This is a genomic window from Tenebrionibacter intestinalis (genome assembly GCF_016632365.1).
Lineage (GTDB): Bacteria > Pseudomonadota > Gammaproteobacteria > Enterobacterales > Enterobacteriaceae > Tenebrionibacter > Tenebrionibacter intestinalis.
In genome coordinates this window covers 56,817-77,658 of record NZ_JAEPBH010000010.1, presented here as the reverse complement: position 1 = coordinate 77,658, position 20,842 = coordinate 56,817, and the positions used below count along the sequence as shown (strand labels likewise).

Genomic DNA, 20,842 nt, shown 5'->3' with positions numbered 1-20,842 from the left:
GCCGCAAAAAAGCGGGCGGCAGGCCCGCTGAGACTGTGGACAAACCTTATTCTGTTGCAGACAGGATAGATGAAAAACAATAAAAAATAGGGGAAATCAAAGCATTGATTTTCTCCGGCTTACCACAAAGAAGGAAAAATCCCGTTTTTTCCTTCTTTGTCAACAATCTGAGCGGGCGGCAGGCCCGCTGAGAATGATGCTAAAGAGAGCAAAACGTAAATTTGCCCTCCTTGCGGTTATCCTTTGGAAATCAACGCGTTGAATTTGCTGTTTTAATTGCCGGAGCGCGGGCCGAAATTGTTCGGCCCGGAGTTTAACAACAGCCTTTGCGGGCGTGCCGGCCCGCTTTGCGAAGGTGTATTTAGTTACGGCGCTCAAACGCCAGCGCGCGGCGTTCAATCAGGCGCATCAGTAGCGTCAGTAGCCCATTGACAATCAGATAAATTATCCCTGCTGCGCCGAATACCATCACGTCATATGTGCGCCCATACAAAAGCTGACCATAGCCCATAACCTCCATTAGCGTAATGGTATAAGCAAGAGACGTGCTCTTGAATACCAGCACCACTTCGTTGGAATAAGAAGAGAGCGCGCGCTTGAGCGCATAGGGCAGTAGAATCGCCAGCGTATCTTTGCGACGCATCCCCAGCGCCTGGCAGGACTGCCACTGGCCTTCGGGAATGGCGCGCACGGCGCCGTGAAACAGCAGTGTTGTGTAAGCGGCGCTGTTGAGCGATAGCGCGATAAGCGCGCACAGCCACGGCTCAGATAAAAGGCGCCACAGCCACGGATATTGCTGGAGCGACGGGAACTGGCCCGGCCCGTAGTAAATTAAAAAGATTTGCACCAGCAGCGGAGTGCCGGTAAACAGCGTGATGTAGGCGCGTACCGCCAGCGACAGTAGCGGCGTTTTTAGCGTCAGAATGACGGTAAAAACCAGTGACAGCGCCAGCGCAACGGCAATGGATGCAACAGTTAGCGTCAGACTGGTATGCAGGCCTTTCATTAGCCCGGGTAAATACTCAAGCATCAGCCGGGCCTCCTTTCAAAACGCGTCGCACGCCTGTCGATATGGTGCAGCACATACTGGCTAAGTAAGGTAATCGCCAGGTATATCGCCGCAGCGACGATATACCAGGTAAACGGCTCCTGCGTGCGGGTGGCGATGCTTTTAGTCTGCAACATCAAATCGTTGACGCTGATTAGCGACACCAGCGCGGTATCCTTAAGCAGCACCAGCCACTGGTTACCCAGGCCCGGCAGCGCGTGGCGCCACATTTGCGGCATTACCAGACGAAAAAAGATAGCGCTTTTGCTCATCCCCAACGCCTGGCCTGATTCCCACTGGCCCTGCGCTACCGCTTTTAGCGCGCCGCGTAGCGTTTGCGATGCATAAGCGGCGTACAGCAGAGACAGCGCAATCACGCCGCACAGGAAGGGGCTGACGTCAAAGTTTTCTATTTGTAGCTGCACGGGAATTTGCGCCACCCCCAGGTTAAGAGTGAAACCGTCCGAGAGCGTTAACAGGAGTTGCGATGTGCCGAAATAGATAAACAGCACCACCAGAATTTCCGGCAGGCCACGCAAAATAGTCACCAGCGCCGTGCCAGGCCAGGCGATGGGCCTCCACCTGGCGGACTCCCACACGGCGAACAACATGGCCAGCGCCAGGCCTGTAACCAGCGCGCAAAGCGCGAGGCCAAGCGTCATCCCGGCAGCGCTTGCTAAAGGAAAAATTTCGTTCATTCAGTTAGTTACTTCTGGAACCATTTGTTATAGATGGCGCCGTAAGTGCCGTCTTTCTTCACTTTGTCCAGCGCGTCGTTAAACTGCTGCTGAAGCGCCGTGTTGCCATGGCGTACGGCGATGCCGAGGCCTGTGCCGAAGTAATCTTTGTCTTTTACTTTATCGCCAACGGCGGCAAGCGTTGAACTGGCCTTCAGCCACTCGGTTACGACTGCGGTATCGCCAAACACGGCGTCAATGCGTCCGTTTTGCAGATCCAGACGCGCGTTCTGGTAGCTGTCGTAAGCGGCGGTGTTAATTTCCGGGTGCTTATCAGTGATGTATTTCTGGTGCGTGGTGCCGTTTTGCACCCCCACTTTTTTGCCCTTAAGATCCTCAATGCTGGCGTATTTCCCGGCAAGGCTGATAAACAGCGCTGAGTTATCGTAGTAGGGGTTGGTAAACAACACCTGCTTTTCACGCTCCGGCGTAATGTCCATACCGGCCATCACGGCATCGATACGGCGAAACTTCAGACCGGGGATGAGGCTATCGAACGACTGGTTGCTGAAAGTGCAGGTCGCGTTAATTTCTTTACACAGCGCGTTCGCCAGATCGACATCAAAGCCGACGATTTTGTTGTCCGCGTTCATGGATTCAAACGGAGGGTAAGAGGCCTCTGTGGCGAAGCGAATAGTTTGTGCGGCTGTGGCGCAAAGACTCAGGCTGGCTAACAGCGCGGCAAGCAGAATTTTTTTCATTGTCATATTCCCAATCTAACGTTTAGTGAGAAAGATAAGATTTGAACGCGTCGGTCCGGGGGTGGTTAAAGCAGCTCGCATCGCCCTGCTCAACGATATGTCCGTTTTCCATATAGACCACCCGGCTGGCAGTTTTACGCGCCACCTCCACTTCGTGCGTCACGATAACCTGCGTGATATTGGTTTGCGCCAGTTCATGGATAATGCTGACTATCTGGGCGGTAATTTCCGGATCCAGCGCTGCGGTAGGTTCGTCAAACAGCAGCACCTGCGGCTCCATCATTAACGCGCGGGCAATCGCTACACGCTGCTGCTGACCGCCGGAAAGATGCAGCGGATAGCGATCGGCATAAGGCGATAAGCGCAGGCGTTCGAGCAGTTTATTCGCGCGGTCGCGGGCGCTGTCTTTTGATAATCCCAGCACCCGGCACGGCGCTTCAATCAGGTTCTGCACAACCGTCAGGTGTGGCCAAAGGTTATATTGCTGGAATACCATACCTACGTTTTGACGCAGCTCGCGAATCGCTTTTTCAGCCGGCGCTTTGGCAAAATCAAATTGTTTACCCGCAATAGCGAGCTGGCCTGAACGCGGCATCTCCAGCAGGTTTAATACCCGCAACAGAGAGCTTTTGCCCGCGCCGCTTGGCCCAAGCAGCACTAACGTCTCACCCTGCGGGCAACTGAGTGTGATATCAAACAGCGCCTGGTGCGCGCCATAAAAACAATTAATGCCGTTTAGTTGAATGCTCATGCGTTGTAATTGAATAGCGATTGAGGCCGCGAATAGTAACGCTGACAGAATAGTTATGCAATATTTGTGCGTTAAAACTAAAAAAAACACGACGTAATCCTGGAAATTTAGCACAAAATATCAGGGCGTCGCCCGCCAGGAAGAGGTGTGGGCGGCTTTATCGTCGCGTCAGCGCGTTTTACCGGCGCCTTCCTGAAATCAGCGATTTTCAAGCGACAGGCGCAGCGAACCTGATGGCGCGAAGACCGATGGCGCAAGATAGCGTACGTCGTCAACTGACCAACACTTGCCGTCGCGCACCATCAGGACTTCGTCCTGCCACTGCTGGTTGCCTCTGGTAAGGGTTACGCGCAGCGGTATATTACGTGCGTCGGTGTTGGGCAGCGTGGAGGCGCTGCTCACGCGTGCGGCGTCAATACCGCCTGTGCGGCTGGTAAACAGGTCGTTTTGCAGAAATAGCGAATGCATCTGTGGCGCGCGCTGCGCTGCCTGTAGCCGACGCCACAGCGCGTCGCTCAGGTAAGGGCGCAGGCCTGCCAGATTGTTCAACCCCGGGCCTGGATGCGTGATGCGATAATGATAAAACTGCTGCGCAACGCTATCCGGACCGCCGCTGACGCAGGGGCCGACGCGAACGCCGTTATCCTTATAGGCAGGAGGGACGGTCACGGGGGTGAACGCGGCGCAGGCGCTCAGTAGCAGTACACAAGGCGCAATAAGCGCCCGTTCAGAACGTTTCATCCTGACTTCCTTATGTTTTACAAGAGGCGGCGGTTTATTATTCATGCTGGTTAAAGCATAGTCTGTCTGTCGGGGATGTCAGTTTGCTGTTATTGGGGAGCCGATGTTGTTCGGCCCGGCGTTTGTCACCGCTCCCCGGTTTGTTGATGTTCACAGTGAGTCTATTGATACAGGAGAAAAATGGATGAAGCTTTCAACGACTCCCGCTCTGGAGGGAAAAACGATTGTTGAGTATTGCGGCGTGGTAACCGGTGAAGCGATTCTCGGCGCAAATATTTTTCGCGATTTTTTTGCCGGTATCCGCGATATTGTCGGCGGTCGTTCAGGCGCTTACGAAAAAGAGTTACGTAAGGCGCGGGAAATTGCGTTTCGTGAAATGGAAGCAGAGGCCGCTTCTTTTGGCGCTGATGCTATCGTCGGCATTGATATTGATTATGAAACGGTTGGCAAGGACGGCAGTATGTTGATGGTCAGCGTGAGTGGAACAGCGGTGAAAACGCGATGAAGACGCGAAAAAAGGGACTCTGGCTATTACTGGCGCTTGCGCTGGCAGGGTGCGCCCGTGAGAAAGGCATTGTCGATCGCGGTGATTACCGGATTGATACAAACCATCCGGCGCGCAATGCCTATTCTCGCGTGCGAATGCTCGTCATTCACTATACCGCTGCCTCGTTTGAGCGCTCGATGAGCCTGCTTGTCGGGCCTGAAGTCAGCGTTCACTACCTGCTTTCGCAGCAGCCGCCTGTAAGCGGCGGTAAACCGTTGGTCTGGGCGCTGGTCGGGGAAGAAAAATTAGCCTGGCATGCGGGTATCAGCTACTGGCGCGGCTATCGGGGAGTCAATAGCGTTTCTGTAGGTATTGAGCTGGAGAATCCCGGTTACCGTGAGGTAAACGGCGTAAAAGTGTTTTACCCGTTTTCCGACGCGCAGATTCAGACGTTGACGCGGCTGGCGCGCGACATTATCCGGCGTAACGGTATTGAGCCGCAAAATGTGGTTGGCCATGCCGACGTTGCGCCGCAGCGTAAGGATGACCCCGGCCCGCTCTTTCCGTGGCAGGCGCTTGCGCAGGCGGGTATCGGCGCATGGCCGGACCCTGCCCGGGTGGCGTTTTATCTTAACGGACGCAACCCCCGCCAGCCGGTTGATACGGCGACGTTGCTTGCATTGTTGGCCCGCTACGGTTATGACGTGAAGCCAGATTTAACGGTACAGGAACAGCAGCGCGTCATCGCCGCTTTCCAGATGCACTTTCGCCCGGAAAATTACGACGGCCAGGCAGATGCGCAAACGCAGGCCATTGCGCAGGCGTTGCTGGAGAAATATGGGTAAACCTGAGCGCGGCGCGGCCTGCGCAAACAGACGCGCTGCGCAGGCGTTTAACGGACGTTTTTGGGGGAAAGCGCTGCGTAATAATGCCGGACAGTGAATGTATCAGGCGCCCTGCAGGCTTGCATTTTTTATGCTGAATAACGCCGTCATCAGCGGTGAAACGTGCCGTGATCGCGCAGCCAGGCGGCGGTTGCCTTTATACCGTCGTCGAGCGTAACAACCGGAAAGTAACCCAGTTCCGTTTCGGCACGGCGGGTATCGAGCGTAAAGTCGAAGTTAAGCTTCGATACGCCATAGTGCGTCAGCACGGGTTCGCGTGAGGTTTTGCTGCCCAATCGCTCCAGGCTGCGCGCCACTAAATCCAGCATCGGGTACGGTACTGAACGAATGCGGCAACGGATGCCCAGCGCCTGAATAAGCCGCTCGACGATTTCGCGCAGCGGCCTTGGTTCCTTGTTGGTAATATTGTACGCGCGCCCGGACGCCAGGCCATCGCAGGCTTCGCTGCTGGCAAGCCACATGGCGTGTACGGCGTTGTCGTGGTAGGTCATATCCACCAGCGCTTCGCCGCCGCGCGGCAGCAGTATGCTGCCGTAATGGCGCATCATCTGTACCAGGCGCGGAAAGAAGACAGTATCGTGCGGCCCAAACAAGCTTTGCGGACGCAGCACCGTAAAGCGCGTGCGCGGGTTAGCCTGCGCCATCAGCGTAATGGCTTCTTCGCTGGCGGCTTTACTGCGGGCGAATTCGTTAGCGAAACGTACCGGGCGAAAATCTTCCTGGATATTGCGGTGGTGGTGATAATCAAAGTAGAGCGACGGCGAAGAAATATGCACAAAGGTGCGAACGCCCCAGGCGACGGCCCATTCGCCCAGGCGGCGGGTGGCGCGCACGTTGGCAAGATCAAAGGCTTCCTGCGTGCCCCAGGGGGCGGTGAAACCGGCACAGTGCCACAGCGTGTCCACGCCTTCGAGCATCGCTCTGGCCTGAGAGGATATGAGTTCAGTCAGATCGGCATGGATAAATTCCGCACCCATGCGCTCAAGCAGTTTACCCATTGCTGCGTTATGCCCGGTCGCCGTCACGCTAATGCCGCGCTTGCGTAAATATTCGACCGCGCTGCGTCCCAAACCGCTGGTGGCGCCTGTGACCAGTACCTTCATGTCGACCCGCTGTTGAGTTTATTGGTTTCGCGGGCATTTTTCCGTGAATTCGTCCTGGTTGCAATGGGCATACGATAAGAATCGCTCCGATTAACCCTGTTTGATCGGCGTCTGCTCCGCAAGACGAATGATATTGCGCGCCATGCCGCGAAAAATGAACAGGTGCGCCGGGAACATCAGCAGCCAGTACAGCAGCCCTGGCATGCCGTGCGGATGCCACCAGGCGCGCACATCAAGGCTGCGCTGTTCGCCCTCATCGCGAAGGGTAAAAGAGAGCCGGCCAAGGCCCGGCGCTTTCATGCCAAACAGCATGGTTAACTCTTTTTCCGGCTCAACGACGATGACTTTCCAGCTATCCACCCGATCGCCGATTTTCAGATATGCCCGGGAGGGACGGCCTTTATCCAGCCTGTGGCCTACCAACAGGTCAAGAAATGCGCGGGTTTTCCATAACACATTGCCGAAAAAGTAGCCTTTTTCCCCTCCCGTCTGATTGACGATTTCCCACAGCGCGGCGCTACTGGCGGAGGTTTTCACTGTGTAACCGGCCTGTTTAGGGTAATAGCCGTAATCCGGGCGCCAGCGGGAAAATGCCAGCGGGTCATAGCCCCAGTCCCGGGAATTAACCAGATGCTTTTCGTCCTCAAGCGTGGCGCGCACCGCATCGTCAAAGCTTATTAGCGTCTGAGGAATGAGCGCATGCAGCGCCCGGTTGTCCGCCAGCAGATCGTGATGTAGCCCCTGGATTAGCGCGCGCGCCATTGTTGGCGGTACGGAAGTAATCATGTTCAGGAACCAGACGGATATCCAGCGGGTTGGGAAGGGAATGGGAATGAGCGGGCGGCGACGGCCGCTGATGGCCATAAAGCGCTCAAACTGCTGCTGGTAGCTCAGCACTTCCGGCCCGGCGGCTTCGAACACGCGATGTTCGCTCGCGGGGTGTTCTTTGAGGCCTGTGAGGTAGGTCAGCAGGTTTTCCAGCGCAATGGGCGTGGTGCGTGAGCGCACCCAACGCGGCGGCGTCAGTACCGGCAGGTTATACACCATATCACGCATAACTTCGAACGCCGCAGAACCGGCGCCGATGATAATGCCGGCGCGCAGCTCCGTGACCGGTACGCCCGCTTCACGCAGCGTGTCGGCGGTTTTCTGGCGGGCGATAAGGTGGCTGGATGTCTGGCTGGTCCGGGGGGGCTGGAGCGAGCTGAGGAAGATTATCTGCCTGACCGGATGCGCGCGCAGCGCATCGCGTAAATGGCGAGCGGCCTGAATTTCGCGCTTAACGAAATCCGCGCCGTCCCCCATGCTGTGTACGAGGTAATACAACGTATCCACGTCTTCGAGCAGCGCCGCAAGCGTTTCAGGTTTCGCCAGGTCGGCGTAGCGGCAGGTTACGCCGGGCCAGTTCTGCTTTTGCAGCCATTCCAGGCGGCGTGAAGCGGCAATAACCCGCTGGCCGGTCGCGCTCAGGCGTAATGTCAGATGTTGGCCGATATAGCCGCTGGCGCCGAGCACCAGTATAGACCCTGTAGCGTTCATCCCCAGGCTTGCCATTTAACGGTTAAAAAAATGCTGCCAGCGCAGCGCGACTTGTTCAAGCTGGCTGCGGTTAACGTCAAGATGGGTAACCAGACGCGTGACGGGAGCTGCGTTAATAAGAATGCCGCGCTGTCGCAGATATTCCCTGAATGCGGATACGTCTTCGGCCGGTATGCGGACAAACACCATATTGGTGTCCTGGCGGCTGACGTCGGCCCCGGCGTTGCGTAGCGCATCGGCAAGCCAGGCGGCGTTGGCGTGATCTTCTTGCAGGCGTTCAATGTTATTGCGTAGCGCATAGCGGCCTGCGGCAGCCAGAATGCCCGCCTGGCGCATGCCGCCGCCGGTCATTTTGCGCCAGCGCAGAGCGCGAGCGATAAAGGTTTTGCTGCCAAGCAGCAGCGCGCCAGCCGGTGCGCCCAGCCCTTTTGACAGACAAATCGTAAAGCTGTCGCACTCGCGCGCGACGGTTTCCAGCGGGCAGCCATATTCCACCACCGCGTTGAAAAGGCGCGCGCCGTCAACGTGCAGGCCAAGGCCGCGCTCGCGGGTAAACTGCCGGGCGGCCTGTAAATAATCGCGCGGCAGCACTTTGCCGTTGTGGGTGTTTTCAAGGCTCAGCAGACGCGTGCGGGCAAAGTGTATGTCGTCAGCCTTAATTTTGGCCGCTACCGTTTCCAGCGGCAGGGTGCCGTCGGGCGCGGCATCGATGGGCTGCGGCTGGATGCTGCCTAACACGGCTGCGCCGCCTGCCTCGAAAAGATAGTTATGGGCCAGTTGTCCGGCAATGTATTCATCCCCGCGCTGGCAGTGGGAGAGCAGCGCCACCAGGTTAGCCTGGGTTCCGGTCGGTAGAAACAGCGCCGCTTCTTTACCCGCAAGCGTAGCGGCTTCATCCTGTAGCGCATTGACGCTCGGATCGTCACCATAGACGTCATCGCCGGTAGGCGCGTGCATCATCTCTTCGAGCATGGCGCGTCCTGGGCGCGTTACAGTATCGCTGCGTAAATCAATCACGGGAACTCCCTGTGTTTCGATAAATGAATTCGCCGTTTTACCGCAACCAATTGGTTTTTGCCAGCGCAACGACCTCATCGCCGCGTCCGCTGATAATGGCGCGCAGCATATACAGGCTAAACCCCTTAGCCTGTTCAAGTTTAATTTGTGGTGGAATGGCCAGCTCTTCTTTCGCCACTTTCACATCCACCAGGACGGGGCCGGGCAGGCTAAAGGCGCGTTCCAGGGCTGCGTTGACCTCTTCGGCTTTTTCTACCCGAATGCCGCGAATGCCGCAGGCTTCAGCAATGCGCGCAAAGTGAGTCTCGCGCAGTTCGGTGCCATCGGTCAGGTAGCCGCCCGCTTTCATCTCCATCGCAACGAACCCCAGCACGCTGTTATTAAACACCACAATTTTGACCGGCAACTGCATCTGCGCGATCGACAGAAAATCGCCCATCAGCATGCTGAAACCGCCATCGCCGCACATCGCTACTACCTGGCGTTCCGGCGCGCAGGCTTTGGCGCCCAGCGCCTGCGGCATTGCGTTCGCCATCGAGCCGTGGTTAAAAGAGCCAAGCAGCCGCCGCTTGCCGTTCATGGCAAGGTAGCGCGCGGCCCATACCGTCGGCGTGCCTACGTCGCAGGTGAATATCGCATCATCATCCGCGTAGCGGTTTATCTGGTGGGCCAGATACTGAGGGTGTATGCCATGTTTGCCGGGATTTGCCAGCGCGTCCAGCTCCTTGCGGGCGTTAGCGTAGTGCGCAAGCGCTTTGTCAAGAAAGCGCCTGTCGGTTTTTTCTTCCAGCATTGGCAGCAGGGCGGCAAGCGTGGCCCTGATATCGCCAATCAGCGCGATATCTACTCTGCTGTGCGAACCAATGCTGGCTGGATTAAGGTCTATCTGAATGATGCGTGCGTTGGTGGGGTAAAAGGCACGGTAGGGAAACTGGGTGCCGAGTAGAATGAGTGTATCGGCGTTAAGCATGGCGTGATAGCCGGAGGAGAAGCCGATAAGCCCGGTCATGCCCACATCGTAAGGGTTGTCGTATTCAACGTGCTCTTTGCCGCGCAGGGCGTGAACGATAGGGGATTTGAGCTTTTCAGCCAGGGCGAGCAGTTCACTGTGAGCGCCGGTGCAACCGCTGCCGCACAGTAATGTGATATTGCTGGCATAGCGCAGCACCTGCGCTAATTTTTCCAGTTCCGTCCGCTGCGGCACAACGACCGGCCGCGACGCGGGATACCAGCGGCTGCTGGCGCCTTCTGGCGCAGTCATCAGCGCCACATCGCCCGGCAGCACAATAACCGACACGCCCCGATTGAGCACCGCTTTATGCATAGCGATAGCCAGCACCTGCGGGATCTGCTCTGGCGATGAAACCAGTTCACAGTAATGGCTGCATTCCTGAAACAGCGTCTGTGGATGAGTTTCCTGAAAATAACCGCTGCCGATTTCGCTGGAGGGAATGTGGGCGGCAATAGCCAGTACCGGCACGCGGTTGCGGTGGCAGTCGAACAGACCGTTAATCAGATGCAGATTGCCAGGGCCGCAGGAACCTGCGCACACCGCAAGTTCGCCGCTTAGCTGCGCTTCTGCGCCCGCAGCAAAGGCGGCCACCTCTTCATGGCGGGTGGGCATCCATTTGATGGTGCCCATGCGGTTAAGGCTGTCGCTCAGCCCGTTGAGTGAATCACCCGTCACGCCCCAGATGCGTTTAACGCCTGCCTGTTCGAGGATTTTGGCGATGTATGCGGCCACGCTCTGTTTCATCACATCTCCTGTATTAACGTCTGGATGATGCGATTAAGCGTAGTTGACGGGGAGCGTGAGAGGAGGCGAAATGTGCCGCCCCGACCGGGGCGGCGTAAGGCTCAGGCGAGCACCAGATCGCTTTTCGGGTGGCAGGAGCAGGCGAGTACGTAGCCGTCTGCGATTTCCTGTTCGGTGAGCGTTGCTGTGCTGGAAACCGTATAATCGCCGGAAGCGACTTTCGTTTTACAGCAGCCGCAGACGCCCGCGCGACAGGCCGCGTTGACCGCCACCTTATTGCTTTCCATTGCTTCAAGCAGCGTAGCGCCTACCGGCGCATAGAACTCGCGTACCGGCTGCAGGGTGGAGATCTTCAGGCCGCTGGTCGCCGGCGCGGCGCTCGGCGTGAAGAATTTCTCTTTCCAGAAGCGGGTTACGCCGAGAGATTTCACCTGCTCTTCAACAAATTCCATCCACGGCGCCGGGCCGCAGGCCATGACGGTACGATCTTTGAGGTGAGGAATGCAAGCCAGGTGCTCGCGCGTGATACGTCCGGGAATGAAGCCCTGGGCCGCGCCCTCTTCAGCGAACAGCGTAACCGGGAAGGCGCGCCATTCGTCAGCGAAGATAACGTCCTGCGGCGAACGGGTGCAGTAGATGACTTCGACGTCCGTCATCGGGCTGTATTTCGCCAGCCAGCGGCGCATAGACATAATCGGCGTTACGCCGCAACCGGCGGCCAGCAGCAGGTAGCGCCCGGCCGGATGCGCGGCGCAGGTAAAATCGCCCTGCGGCGCAGAAAGCCACAGGTAATCGCCGCGTTTTACTTCACGCGTCAGCCACTGAGAACCGGCGCCGCCGTTGATGCGGCGCACGGTCAGCGTGATGAACGGGCTAACGCCCGGCGTGGAAGAGATGGTGTAAGCACGCAGCGTGTCGGCTGAGTTACGGATGCTGACCAGCGCGTGCTGGCCTGCTTCGTATGGCCATGCATCGTGGCAGAACAGCGACAGCGTCCAGACATCCGGCGTTTCCTGCTTAATGTGGTGTACCTGCATACGATACGGGCACAGAGAAGTAGGCATTGTCATCATCTTTTCCTTATGCGCTCATCAGTTGCTGCATGTCCTGCTCAACGGTGGTGACCTGGCGCAGGCCAAATTTCTCGTTGAGGATAGCCAGTAGATTCGGGGTGAAGAAACCAGGCGCGGTTGGCCCGGTGACGATATTTTTCACACCGAGAGACAGCAGCGTCAGCAATACCACAATCGCTTTCTGTTCGAACCAGGAAAGCACCAGGCTCAGCGGCAGATCATTTACGCCGCAGCCGAGTTTTTCAGCAAGGGTAACGGCAAGAATAATGGCTGAATAGGAGTCATTACACTGACCGGCGTCAATCAGACGCGGCAGACCTTCGATGTTGCCGAAGTCCAGCTTGTTGAAGCGATATTTACCGCAGGCGAGCGTCAGAATCAGGCAGTCGTTCGGCACGCTGGTGGCGAAGTCGGTGAAATAACTGCGCTCTTCGCGTGCGCCGTCACAGCCGCCTACGAGGAAAATGTGGCGCAGCTTTTTACGGCTAACCAGATCGATAAGCGAATCAGCGGCGCTGAGCAGGGTTTGACGGCCGAAGCCAACGGTAATCAGATGTTCAATTTCGCTGTACTGGAAACCGCTCATCTGCTGCGCCTGGGCGATAACCGGGCTGAAATCGTGACCTTCGAGATGGCTTACGCCCGGCCAGCCGACGATGCTGCGCGTCCAGATACGGTCATCGTAAGCGCCCACGGTCGGATCGATGATGCAGTTAGACGTCATGATGACAGGACCAGGGAAGCGGGCGAATTCTACCTGCTGGTTCTGCCAGCCGCTGCCGTAGTTGCCGACCAGGTGTTTGAACTTGCGCAGTTCCGGGTAGCCGTGCGCCGGCAGCATTTCACCGTGGGTGTAAACGTTCACGCCCGTGCCTTCGGTCTGCACCAGCAGGTCGTAGAGATCGCGCAGATCGTGACCGGAAATCAGAATCGCTTTACCTGCGACCGGTTTTACATTTACCTGAGTCGGGGTCGGGTGGCCGTACTTACTGGTTTCACCGGCGTCCAGGATGCTCATGACTTTGAAATTCATCTGGCCTATCTGCATGGCGCATTCAAGCAGGGCGTTCATGTCGGAAGGCCAGGTGCCGAGCCATGCCATGATGCGGTGATATTCCGCGTAAATTTCATTATCGTACTGATCGAGCACGTGGGCGTGCTCCATGTATGCGGCCGCGCCTTTCAGGCCATACAGGCACAGCAGGCGCAGACCAAGAATATCTTCGCCGATATCGGCCTTGTCGCGGTTTGGCGTGAAGTTTTCCGCCTGACGCTGAAGTTCGCCGAGATCGTCGCTGACAAGCAGCAGATCAGCCATCGGGTTGTCGACGCGAGCGGTGGCATCGGCCTTCAGGCTGCGCGCTTTCAGGGATTCGCGCAGGGCAATGGCCTGGCGGGCGTAGCCCACAATACGCGGGGAATCGAAGTTAACATTGGTAAGGGTTGAGAAGAACGCTCGCGGGGCGAAGCTGTCCGCCTCATGGTCGATAATGTTCAGCTCACGCGCCTTGACAGCCCAGGCAGACAGGCCCTGGAGCGTTGCAATCAGCAGATCCTGAAGGTCGGACGTTTGGGCGGTTTTACCACACATGCCCTGAGCATAAGAGCAGCCGTCGCCTGCCGGAGTACGAATAGTTTGTTCACATTGCACGCAAAACATGATGACACCTTAAAGTTATATTTAATATGCATCTTTAAGGTTAAAACTCTGCTTGCGTGGAGAAAAGCGCTTTGTCAGGGAATTTGATGAGAAATTGATTTAACGCAATTTTGGCGGCAGATGTGTGCCGCCAGGGCGTTTTCTTACGCGAACAGCGCCATCAGTAAAGGCACGACCAGGCTTAGCAAAAAACCATGCACAATAGCGGGAGGAACCATATCCACGCCGCCGCTGCGTTGCAATACAGGCAGAGTAAAATCCATTGACGTGGCGCCGCACAGCCCCAGCGCGGCGCAGCGACTGCGCTGGGCAAGGGAGGGAATCAGCATTATCGCCAGCAACTCGCGCAGTAGATCGTTAAAAAAGGTAGCGCTACCGATTACCGGCCCGTAAGACTCTGTCATCAGTATTCCGGAAAGAGAGTACCAGCCATAGCCGGATGCCATTGCCAGCCCGGTTTTCAGCGGCAGGCCAAGCAGCACGGCGTTAACCGCGCCCGCCAGTAGCGAGGTCGCCACCACAACCAGCGCGATTTGCGTACCGCGGCGGTTAAGCAGGATCTGACGCACGGTCATGCCGCTGCTGCGTAATTGAATGCCTATCAGGAACAGCAAAAAAATCAGCGTATATTCACTGGCGGCGGTGGCGTGGCGTAGCCATGCCATACCGCTTAGTCCGAGCGCAAACCCGGCCAGCACAACGCCGCACAGTTTCAGCGACTCCAGCGCCATAGCTATACGTGAAGGGAGTTTTTCCTGGCGGTGCGGGTGCCGCCACGGCGAGGCGCGTTCCAGCAGCAGCAGGCCTGCGGTATTAAACGCCATAATGACGATAATGCTGACGGTGGAATAGCGCAGGATGGCCAGCAGATTGCTGTTGAGGTTCTCAAGGAAAGCCAGGCTGATGCCCATGAAAAAAAGGATGGCGTACACAATCCAGCTTAGCATGCGGTTGATGAACGTTATTGTTGACGTTTGACGCAGCGGGATAAGGTAACCAATAAACAGCGGAATAAGAATAATTAGCAAACCGGACAACATGGCACGGCTGTTCCTTGCAGAAAATAATAAGAGGCACAGACACTACACAACCTGATGAAATGAGTAAAGTTGACTCATTCAGGGGAAAGGAGCAGGGGCCAGCGGCGCTGCCCCTGCGGCAAACTTAGCTGCGTTTTTCCAGCAGATTGCGATAGATAAAGCCGCCCAGGATACCGCCAACGATAGGCATCACCCAGAACAGCCACAGTTGCTGTAACGCCCAGCCGCCCTGGAAAATAGCAACAGCGGTGCTGCGTGCCGGGTTAACGGACGTATTGGTGACCGGAATGCTGATAAGGTGGATAAGCGTCAGCGCCAGGCCGATAGCGATTGGCGCGAAGCCTGCCGGCGCGAACTTATCGGTAGAGCCCAGGATAACCATCAGGAAGCCACAGGTCAGAACAATTTCGATCACGATGGCGGACAACATGGAGTAATTATCCGGTGAATGTTCGCCAAAGCCGTTAGAGGCGAAACCGCTTGCTGCGACGTCAAAGCCGGCTTTGCCGCTGGCAATCACGTACAAAACGGCCGCTGCGGCGATACCGCCTATTACCTGAGCGACGATATAGCCGATAACGTCTTTCGCTGCGAAACGACCGCCGGCCCATAAACCGAGCGTAACCGCCGGATTAAAATGACCGCCGGAAATATGGCCTACGGCATAAGCCATTGTCAGGACGGTTAAGCCAAACGCCAGCGCAACACCCGCAAAGCCAATGCCTAATTGCGGATAAGCGGCTGCAAGCACCGCGCTGCCACAGCCACCGAATACCAGCCAAAAGGTTCCAAAGAATTCGGCTGCTAATTTTCTGAACATAAACTACCTCTGTATAAATAATGAGACAATGTCCGAGGCAGGATAAGTGAAGCAACACTATCCCGGTCATTGCTTACCTTCGCCGTTGGGGCGCAGGCGAATGTTATCCATAGTTTAAAACGCAGCTCCGCCCCGGCCTGCGTAATATATTCCACTTGTTTGTTTTAAAGCAATGTGCATGACGCGCTTTCGCAAATATTAACCGTCTGAAAATAGCGATGCCGCCTGCAAATGGGAAATATCCGCCGGTGATTAATTTTGTTTTTCGGATGCGATATTGTTTCTCCCGGATATCTCCTTAGCATGAATGGGAGGATCTTTTTAATCCATTAGACATATCGGACACGTGAATATTCTCACGAGCAGGGGTTCGCTATATTTTGCGTTATATGTAATAAAAGGCGGATAAAAAATAACAGGCGACAGGGGGAGTTCATGTTTCTTGAGCGCGTTGAAGTTGCAGGGTTTCGCGGTATTTATCGTTTGTCTTTGCTGCTTGAGCAAAATACCGTACTGATTGGCGAAAACGCCTGGGGAAAATCGAGCCTGCTGGATGCCCTGACGCTGCTACTTGCGCCGCGGGATACGCTGTATGCTTTTGATGGCGATGATTTCTATTTTCCTCAGGGGGAGCAGGAAAACCGTGAGCGCCATTTGCATATTATCCTGACGTTTCGCGAAACCACACCCGGCCAGATGCGCAGGCGCCGCTATCGCGGGCTAAGCGAGGTCTGGAATGCCTGTGAAGATGGCTACCAGCGTATTTATTATCGGCTGGAAGGCGAGCTTGGCGATTGCGGCGAAGTGATGACGCTGCGCAGTTTTCTTGACGAGCGCGGCGAGGCGCTGGCGCTAAAAGACATCGATCGCATCGCGCGCCATATTGTGCGGCTTAATCCGGTGCTGCGTTTGCGCGACGCGCGTTTTACGCGGCGCGTACGCGGCGGGTCGATACCGGGCGGCGCAGGCGACGGCGTCAACGAGCGTGAGTTGGCGCGGCTGGCGCGCCAACTGGCTGCAAGGCCGCAGCAGTTAAGCGACGCTCAACTGCGGCAGGGATTGTCGGCTATGGCGCAACTACTGGAGCACTATTTTATTGAGCAGGGCGTCAACCCGCATATACCGCGCCAGCAGCGCAAACGTTCTCATGACGAGCGGCGCGGCTGGCGCTACCTTGACGATATCAACCGCATGATAGACAAGCCGAACGGGCGAGCGCATCGCATGATTTTACTGGGAATGTTTTCCATGCTGCTACAGGCCAAAGGCAGCGTCAGGCTCGATCGCGGCGCTCGTCCCCTGGTGCTGGTGGAAGATCCGGAAACGCGGCTGCATCCGATTATGCTCTCTGTGGCCTGGCATTTGCTAAACCTGCTGCCGTTGCAAAAAGTGGTGACGACCAACTCCGGCGAACTGCTGTCGCTGACGCCGATAGAGCAGGTGTGCAGGTTAGTGCGTGAATCCGGGCGCGTAGCCGCCTGGCGGCTGGGGCCGGGGGGAATGAATGCGGAAGACAGCCGCCGTATCGCCTTTCATATTCGCTTTAACCGCCCGTCCTCGCTTTTCGCCCGCTGCTGGCTGCTGGTGGAGGGGGAGACGGAGGTGTGGGTCATGAACGAGCTGGCGCGCCAGTGCGGTTACCGCTTCGATGCAGAAGGGGTAAAGGTGATTGAGTTTGCCCAGTGTGGGTTAAGGCCGCTGATTAAATTTGCCCGGCGTATGGGAATCGAATGGCACGTGCTGGCAGACGGCGACGAGGCCGGAAAAAAATATGCGGCTACCGTGCGTGGCCTGCTTGAACAAAACAGCGCGCAGGAGCGCGAGCGCCTGACGCTGTTGCCTGCGCTGGACATGGAACATTTCATGTATCGTCAGGGGTTCGATAACGTCTACCACCGCGTGGCGCAAATTCCGCAAGGGGTGGCAATGAACATGCGTCGGGTGATTACTAAGGCTATTCATCGTTCATCAAAGCCGGATCTGGCGCTGGAGGTGGCGATGGAGGCGGAACGGCGAGGGGTTGAGGCGGTGCCGCCGCTGATGCGTAAAATGTTCTCACGCGTGGTCTGGCTGGCGCGCGGGCGCGCTGATTAGCCGCTTTTTAACGCATCGGGCAGGCGCCCGTAATGCCTTCTCCTTCTTTGTCAACAATCTGTGAGGCCCGTTACCGGGCCTCTTTACGTTAAAACCGCTTTCACGCTGGTATCCCCCGCGCGTGCGGCTTAAACTTGCGGCGCCTGAAGAAAAACGGCGCTATGGCGACTGATGCATAACATAAACAGTTTCTTCACGAACGATTTTAATTTTACGACGCTGAATCAAGGGTAAAAGGGTTCATCAGGAAGGATGCGAATGAAATTCAGAATGAAAAAGTTCTACTGGCTGCTGCTGGCGGCGGGGCTTATTCTGGCGCTGTGGGGCTGGAAAAAGTTAAACGCGCCGAAGCCGCAGTATCAGACGCTGATTGTGCGTAAGGGAGAACTGAGCCAGAGCGTACTTGCTACCGGTAAGCTTGACGCATTAAGTAAGGTTGACGTTGGGGCGCAGGTGAGCGGACAGTTAAAAACGCTGTCGGTGGAAATCGGCGATCGGGTGAAAAAAGGTCAGTTGCTGGGGGTTATCGACCCGGAACAGGCGCAAAACCAGATCAGAGAAGTGGAAGCGACACTGATGGAACTTAACGCCCAGCGCCAGCAGGCGCAGGCGGAAATGAGGCTGGCGAAAGTTACGCTTGGCCGACAGCAGGCGTTGGCGAAGAAAATGGCGGTGTCGCGTCAGGAACTCGATAGCGCGGCGACCGAGCTTGCGGTAAAAAGCGCCCAGCTTGGGACGATTGATGCACAAATAAAACGTAATCAGGCCTCGCTGGATACGGCTAAAACTAATCTTGAGTACACGCGTATTGTGGCGCCTATGGCCGGTGAAGTCACTGAGATCACGACCCGTCAGGGGCAGACGGTTATCGCCGCGCAGCAGGCGCCGAACATTCTGACCCTGGCTGATATGAGCACGATGCTGGTAAAAGCGCAGGTATCCGAAGCGGACGTTATTCATCTGCATCCCGGCCTTCGGGCCTGGTTTACCGTGCTTGGCGATCCGTCAACGCGTTATGAAGGCACGCTAAAAGATATCCTGCCGACGCCGGAAAAAGTCAACGACGCCATTTTTTATAATGCGCGCTTTGAAGTGCCTAACCCAAAAGGCATTCTTCGTCTCGATATGACGGCGCAGGTCAATATCCAGCTTGGCGGTAAGCAGGATATCCTTACGATTCCGCTGAGCGCGCTGGGCGACGCCACAGGCGATCGACGCTATAAAGTGACGGTGCTGCGCAATGGCGAAACCCATGAGCGAGAGGTGGTGATCGGCATGCGCAACGATACGCAGGTTGAAGTGGTGAAGGGACTGGCGCAGGGCGATGAGGTGGTAATTGGTCAGCGTTTGCCGGAGAACGCTCGATGAGTGCGCTGATTGAGCTGGAGAATATCCGGCGCAGTTATCCTTCCGGCGACAGCGAGGTTGAGGTGCTTAAGGGCATTTCGCTGCGCGTGGAAGCGGGAGAGATGGTCGCGATTATCGGTACCTCCGGTTCCGGCAAATCAACGCTCATGAATATTATCGGCTGTCTGGACAAGCCTACCAGCGGCAGCTATCGCGTGGCGGGCGTCGATGTAGCCCGGCTTGATCAGGATAAGTTAGCGCGGCTGCGGCGTGAGCATTTCGGGTTTATTTTCCAGCGCTACCATTTGCTGTCGCACCTCAATGCCAGCCAGAATGTGGAAGTTCCGGCGGTATATGCCGGTATCCCGCTGGCGCAACGGCAGAAGAGAGCCAGAGCGTTGCTGACACGCCTTGGTTTGCAGGATCGCACCGACTATCGCCCTTCTCAGCTTTCCGGCGGCCAGCAGCAGCGCGTCAGTATTGCGCGTGCGCTGATGAACGGCGGCGAGGTCATTCTGGCCGATGAACCTACCGGCGCGCTGGACACGCACTCCGGCAATGAGGTGATGGCCACGCTAAAAGATCTCTGCCAGCGCGGCCATACCGTCATTATCGTTACGCACGATCCGGGCGTGGCGGCGCAGGCCGGGCGAATTATTGAGATTCGTGATGGGGAGCTTATCAGCAATCCTGCGCCGGGCGGCGGCGGCGTGCGCGTTGCGACAGAAAGCGCGGCGGGAAAAAGCAGCTCCTGGCGCCAGCTTTTTAGCAGCTTTCGTGAAGCGCTTACGATGGCCTGGCTGGCGATGGCCGCGAATAAAATGCGCACGCTGTTGACGATGCTGGGCATTATTATCGGCATCGCTTCTGTCGCCTCAATAGTGATAGTTGGTGACGCCGCGCAGCAAATGGTGCTTCAGGATATACGCTCTATCGGCACGAACACCATCGACATCTACCCCGGCAAAGATTTTGGCGATGACGATCCCAGCACGCAACAGGCGTTGAAACATGACGATCTCAACGCTATCGCCAGCCAGCCGTGGGTGCATTCGGCAACGCCATCTATCTCTAAAAATTTGCGTCTGCGTTACGGCAACCGCGATGCTGCGGCCAGCGTGAATGGCGTTAGCGGCCAGTATTTTGATGTTTACGGCATGACGTTCAGCCAGGGTAAACCTTTCAACGAAGAACAGTTGCAAAAGCGCGCCCAGGTGGCGGTCATTGATGAAAATACGCGTCGCCAGTTGTTCCCCGATAAGCCTGACGTGATAGGCGAAGTGCTGCTGGTTGGCAATATGCCTGCGACGGTGACGGGCGTTACGCGTGAGAAACAGTCTATGTTTGGCAGCAGTAAGATTTTACGCGTCTGGTTGCCCTGGAGCACGGTGGCCGGTCGCATCAGCGGGCAAAGCTGGCTAAACACTATTACCGTTCGCGTGAAGGAGGGATACGAAAGCGCGGAGGCCGAGCGTCAGCTTAACCGGCTGTTGGAGTTGCGCCACGGGAAACGCGATTTCTTTACCTACAACATGGACGAGCTCTTGAAAACAGTAGAAAGAACCACACATACGTTACAGCTTTTTCTGACGCTGGTGGCGGTTATCTCTTTGCTGGTGGGAGGCATCGGTGTGATGAATATCATGCTGGTCTCGGTGACGGAGCGTACGCGGGAGATTGGCATTCGCATGGCCGTCGGCGCAAGAGCCAGCGACGTGCTGCAACAGTTTTTGATTGAAGCGGTGCTGGTTTGCCTGGTGGGAGGCGCCATTGGCGTTGCGCTTTCTTTACTTATTGCGTTTGTGTTACAGCTTTTTTTAGCCGGCTGGTCGATTGGCTTTTCTCCGCTGGCGCTGTTGACGGCGTTTATTTGCTCAACGTTGACAGGCGTTTTGTTTGGCTGGCTGCCGGCCCGCAATGCTTCGCGCCTGAATCCGATAGACGCGCTGGCGCGCGAGTAAAAAATAAATGCCAGCCTGTCAGGCTGGCATTTTGTCTGCAGGCGTACACAATAAAGACAGGG

Annotated in this window: 18 protein-coding genes; 5 read left to right on the top strand and 13 right to left on the bottom strand. The window is 56.5% G+C overall.

The annotated features are described in order from the left end of the window. Positions 1–361: 361 nt before the first annotated feature. From artM to JJB97_RS05480, 5 genes are all read right to left on the bottom strand, one after another. Positions 362–1,030 (bottom strand): arginine ABC transporter permease ArtM, encoded by a 669-nt coding sequence (artM, locus tag JJB97_RS05500; protein ID WP_238713025.1) that lies wholly within the window; start codon positions 1,028–1,030, stop codon positions 362–364. Next, complete coding sequence (gene artQ / locus JJB97_RS05495) at positions 1,030–1,746, bottom strand: arginine ABC transporter permease ArtQ (protein WP_238713024.1); 717 nt, start codon at positions 1,744–1,746, stop codon at positions 1,030–1,032. The genes artM and artQ overlap by 1 nt, the downstream gene beginning before the upstream one ends. Positions 1,747–1,754: 8 nt before the next feature. Next, complete coding sequence (gene artJ / locus JJB97_RS05490) at positions 1,755–2,486, bottom strand: arginine ABC transporter substrate-binding protein (protein WP_238713023.1); 732 nt, start codon at positions 2,484–2,486, stop codon at positions 1,755–1,757. Positions 2,487–2,508: 22 nt separating this feature from the next. Next, positions 2,509–3,237 (bottom strand): arginine ABC transporter ATP-binding protein ArtP, encoded by a 729-nt coding sequence (gene artP, locus JJB97_RS05485; protein WP_238713022.1) that lies wholly within the window; start codon positions 3,235–3,237, stop codon positions 2,509–2,511. A gap of 198 nt (positions 3,238–3,435) precedes the next feature. Next, positions 3,436–3,978 carry a lipoprotein gene (locus tag JJB97_RS05480; protein WP_238713021.1) on the bottom strand — a complete coding sequence of 181 codons (543 nt, stop codon included), beginning with the start codon at positions 3,976–3,978 and terminating at the stop codon, positions 3,436–3,438. 184 nt (positions 3,979–4,162) lie between these two features. On the opposite strand from JJB97_RS05480, the gene JJB97_RS05475 reads away from it, so the two are divergent. Beyond that, entirely contained in the window at positions 4,163–4,483 is a 321-nt protein-coding gene (locus JJB97_RS05475) for a heavy metal-binding domain-containing protein (RefSeq protein ID WP_238713020.1), read from the top strand. Next, positions 4,480–5,310: an N-acetylmuramoyl-L-alanine amidase gene (locus JJB97_RS05470; RefSeq protein ID WP_238713019.1), complete on the top strand. Its 831-nt coding sequence runs from the start codon at positions 4,480–4,482 to the stop codon at positions 5,308–5,310. The genes JJB97_RS05475 and JJB97_RS05470 overlap by 4 nt, the downstream gene beginning before the upstream one ends. Before the next feature lie 149 nt (positions 5,311–5,459). On the opposite strand, the gene JJB97_RS05465 is transcribed toward JJB97_RS05470, so the two are convergent. The 8 genes from JJB97_RS05465 to aqpZ form a co-directional block, all read right to left on the bottom strand. Then, on the bottom strand, positions 5,460–6,473 hold the full coding sequence (locus JJB97_RS05465; protein WP_238713018.1) for an NAD-dependent epimerase/dehydratase family protein: 1,014 nt from the start codon (positions 6,471–6,473) through the stop codon (positions 5,460–5,462). A 90-nt stretch (positions 6,474–6,563) separates the two neighbouring features. Next, positions 6,564–8,012, bottom strand: a complete 1,449-nt coding sequence (locus JJB97_RS05460; RefSeq protein WP_238713017.1) for a DUF2867 domain-containing protein — start codon at positions 8,010–8,012, stop codon at positions 6,564–6,566. Between the two features lie 15 nt (positions 8,013–8,027). Further along, the gene (ltaE, locus tag JJB97_RS05455; RefSeq protein ID WP_238713016.1) at positions 8,028–9,029 is read right to left on the bottom strand and encodes a low-specificity L-threonine aldolase; all 1,002 of its coding nucleotides are present in this window, start codon (positions 9,027–9,029) and stop codon (positions 8,028–8,030) included. A gap of 37 nt (positions 9,030–9,066) precedes the next feature. Then, positions 9,067–10,785, bottom strand: coding sequence for a ubiquinone-dependent pyruvate dehydrogenase (gene poxB, locus JJB97_RS05450; RefSeq protein WP_238713015.1), 1,719 nt, complete (start codon positions 10,783–10,785; stop codon positions 9,067–9,069). Positions 10,786–10,886: 101 nt separating this feature from the next. Further along, entirely contained in the window at positions 10,887–11,855 is a 969-nt protein-coding gene (hcr, locus tag JJB97_RS05445; protein WP_238713046.1) for an NADH oxidoreductase, read from the bottom strand. Between the two features lie 10 nt (positions 11,856–11,865). Then, the gene (gene hcp, locus JJB97_RS05440) at positions 11,866–13,518 is read right to left on the bottom strand and encodes a hydroxylamine reductase (RefSeq protein WP_238713014.1); all 1,653 of its coding nucleotides are present in this window, start codon (positions 13,516–13,518) and stop codon (positions 11,866–11,868) included. A 143-nt stretch (positions 13,519–13,661) separates the two neighbouring features. Beyond that, positions 13,662–14,558, bottom strand: a complete 897-nt coding sequence (locus JJB97_RS05435; RefSeq protein WP_238713013.1) for a lysine exporter LysO family protein — start codon at positions 14,556–14,558, stop codon at positions 13,662–13,664. 124 nt (positions 14,559–14,682) lie between these two features. After that, positions 14,683–15,378: an aquaporin Z gene (gene aqpZ, locus JJB97_RS05430; RefSeq protein WP_238713012.1), complete on the bottom strand. Its 696-nt coding sequence runs from the start codon at positions 15,376–15,378 to the stop codon at positions 14,683–14,685. Between the two features lie 435 nt (positions 15,379–15,813). On the opposite strand from aqpZ, the gene JJB97_RS05425 reads away from it, so the two are divergent. From JJB97_RS05425 to macB, 3 genes are all read left to right on the top strand, one after another. Further along, positions 15,814–17,472, top strand: a complete 1,659-nt coding sequence (locus JJB97_RS05425; RefSeq protein WP_238713011.1) for an ATP-dependent endonuclease — start codon at positions 15,814–15,816, stop codon at positions 17,470–17,472. 252 nt (positions 17,473–17,724) lie between these two features. After that, positions 17,725–18,840 carry a macrolide transporter subunit MacA gene (macA, locus tag JJB97_RS05420; protein WP_238713010.1) on the top strand — a complete coding sequence of 372 codons (1,116 nt, stop codon included), beginning with the start codon at positions 17,725–17,727 and terminating at the stop codon, positions 18,838–18,840. Next, positions 18,837–20,780 carry a macrolide ABC transporter ATP-binding protein/permease MacB gene (gene macB, locus JJB97_RS05415; protein ID WP_238713009.1) on the top strand — a complete coding sequence of 648 codons (1,944 nt, stop codon included), beginning with the start codon at positions 18,837–18,839 and terminating at the stop codon, positions 20,778–20,780. The genes macA and macB overlap by 4 nt, the downstream gene beginning before the upstream one ends. Positions 20,781–20,842: the final 62 nt, after the last annotated feature.

What these genes read in the sequence shown, in the direction of transcription:
- artM (WP_238713025.1), bottom strand. Translation starts at nt 1,030, where the DNA reads ATGCTTGAGTATTTACCCGGGCTAATGAAAGGCCTGCATACCAGTCTG.
- artQ (WP_238713024.1), bottom strand. Translation starts at nt 1,746, where the DNA reads ATGAACGAAATTTTTCCTTTAGCAAGCGCTGCCGGGATGACGCTTGGC.
- artJ (WP_238713023.1), bottom strand. Translation starts at nt 2,486, where the DNA reads ATGAAAAAAATTCTGCTTGCCGCGCTGTTAGCCAGCCTGAGTCTTTGC.
- artP (WP_238713022.1), bottom strand. Translation starts at nt 3,237, where the DNA reads ATGAGCATTCAACTAAACGGCATTAATTGTTTTTATGGCGCGCACCAG.
- JJB97_RS05480 (WP_238713021.1), bottom strand. Translation starts at nt 3,978, where the DNA reads ATGAAACGTTCTGAACGGGCGCTTATTGCGCCTTGTGTACTGCTACTG.
- JJB97_RS05475 (WP_238713020.1), top strand. Translation starts at nt 4,163, where the DNA reads ATGAAGCTTTCAACGACTCCCGCTCTGGAGGGAAAAACGATTGTTGAG.
- JJB97_RS05470 (WP_238713019.1), top strand. Translation starts at nt 4,480, where the DNA reads ATGAAGACGCGAAAAAAGGGACTCTGGCTATTACTGGCGCTTGCGCTG.
- JJB97_RS05465 (WP_238713018.1), bottom strand. Translation starts at nt 6,473, where the DNA reads ATGAAGGTACTGGTCACAGGCGCCACCAGCGGTTTGGGACGCAGCGCG.
- JJB97_RS05460 (WP_238713017.1), bottom strand. Translation starts at nt 8,012, where the DNA reads ATGAACGCTACAGGGTCTATACTGGTGCTCGGCGCCAGCGGCTATATC.
- poxB (WP_238713015.1), bottom strand. Translation starts at nt 10,785, where the DNA reads ATGAAACAGAGCGTGGCCGCATACATCGCCAAAATCCTCGAACAGGCA.
- hcr (WP_238713046.1), bottom strand. Translation starts at nt 11,855, where the DNA reads ATGACAATGCCTACTTCTCTGTGCCCGTATCGTATGCAGGTACACCAC.
- hcp (WP_238713014.1), bottom strand. Translation starts at nt 13,518, where the DNA reads ATGTTTTGCGTGCAATGTGAACAAACTATTCGTACTCCGGCAGGCGAC.
- JJB97_RS05435 (WP_238713013.1), bottom strand. Translation starts at nt 14,558, where the DNA reads ATGTTGTCCGGTTTGCTAATTATTCTTATTCCGCTGTTTATTGGTTAC.
- aqpZ (WP_238713012.1), bottom strand. Translation starts at nt 15,378, where the DNA reads ATGTTCAGAAAATTAGCAGCCGAATTCTTTGGAACCTTTTGGCTGGTA.
- JJB97_RS05425 (WP_238713011.1), top strand. Translation starts at nt 15,814, where the DNA reads ATGTTTCTTGAGCGCGTTGAAGTTGCAGGGTTTCGCGGTATTTATCGT.
- macA (WP_238713010.1), top strand. Translation starts at nt 17,725, where the DNA reads ATGCGAATGAAATTCAGAATGAAAAAGTTCTACTGGCTGCTGCTGGCG.
- macB (WP_238713009.1), top strand. Translation starts at nt 18,837, where the DNA reads ATGAGTGCGCTGATTGAGCTGGAGAATATCCGGCGCAGTTATCCTTCC.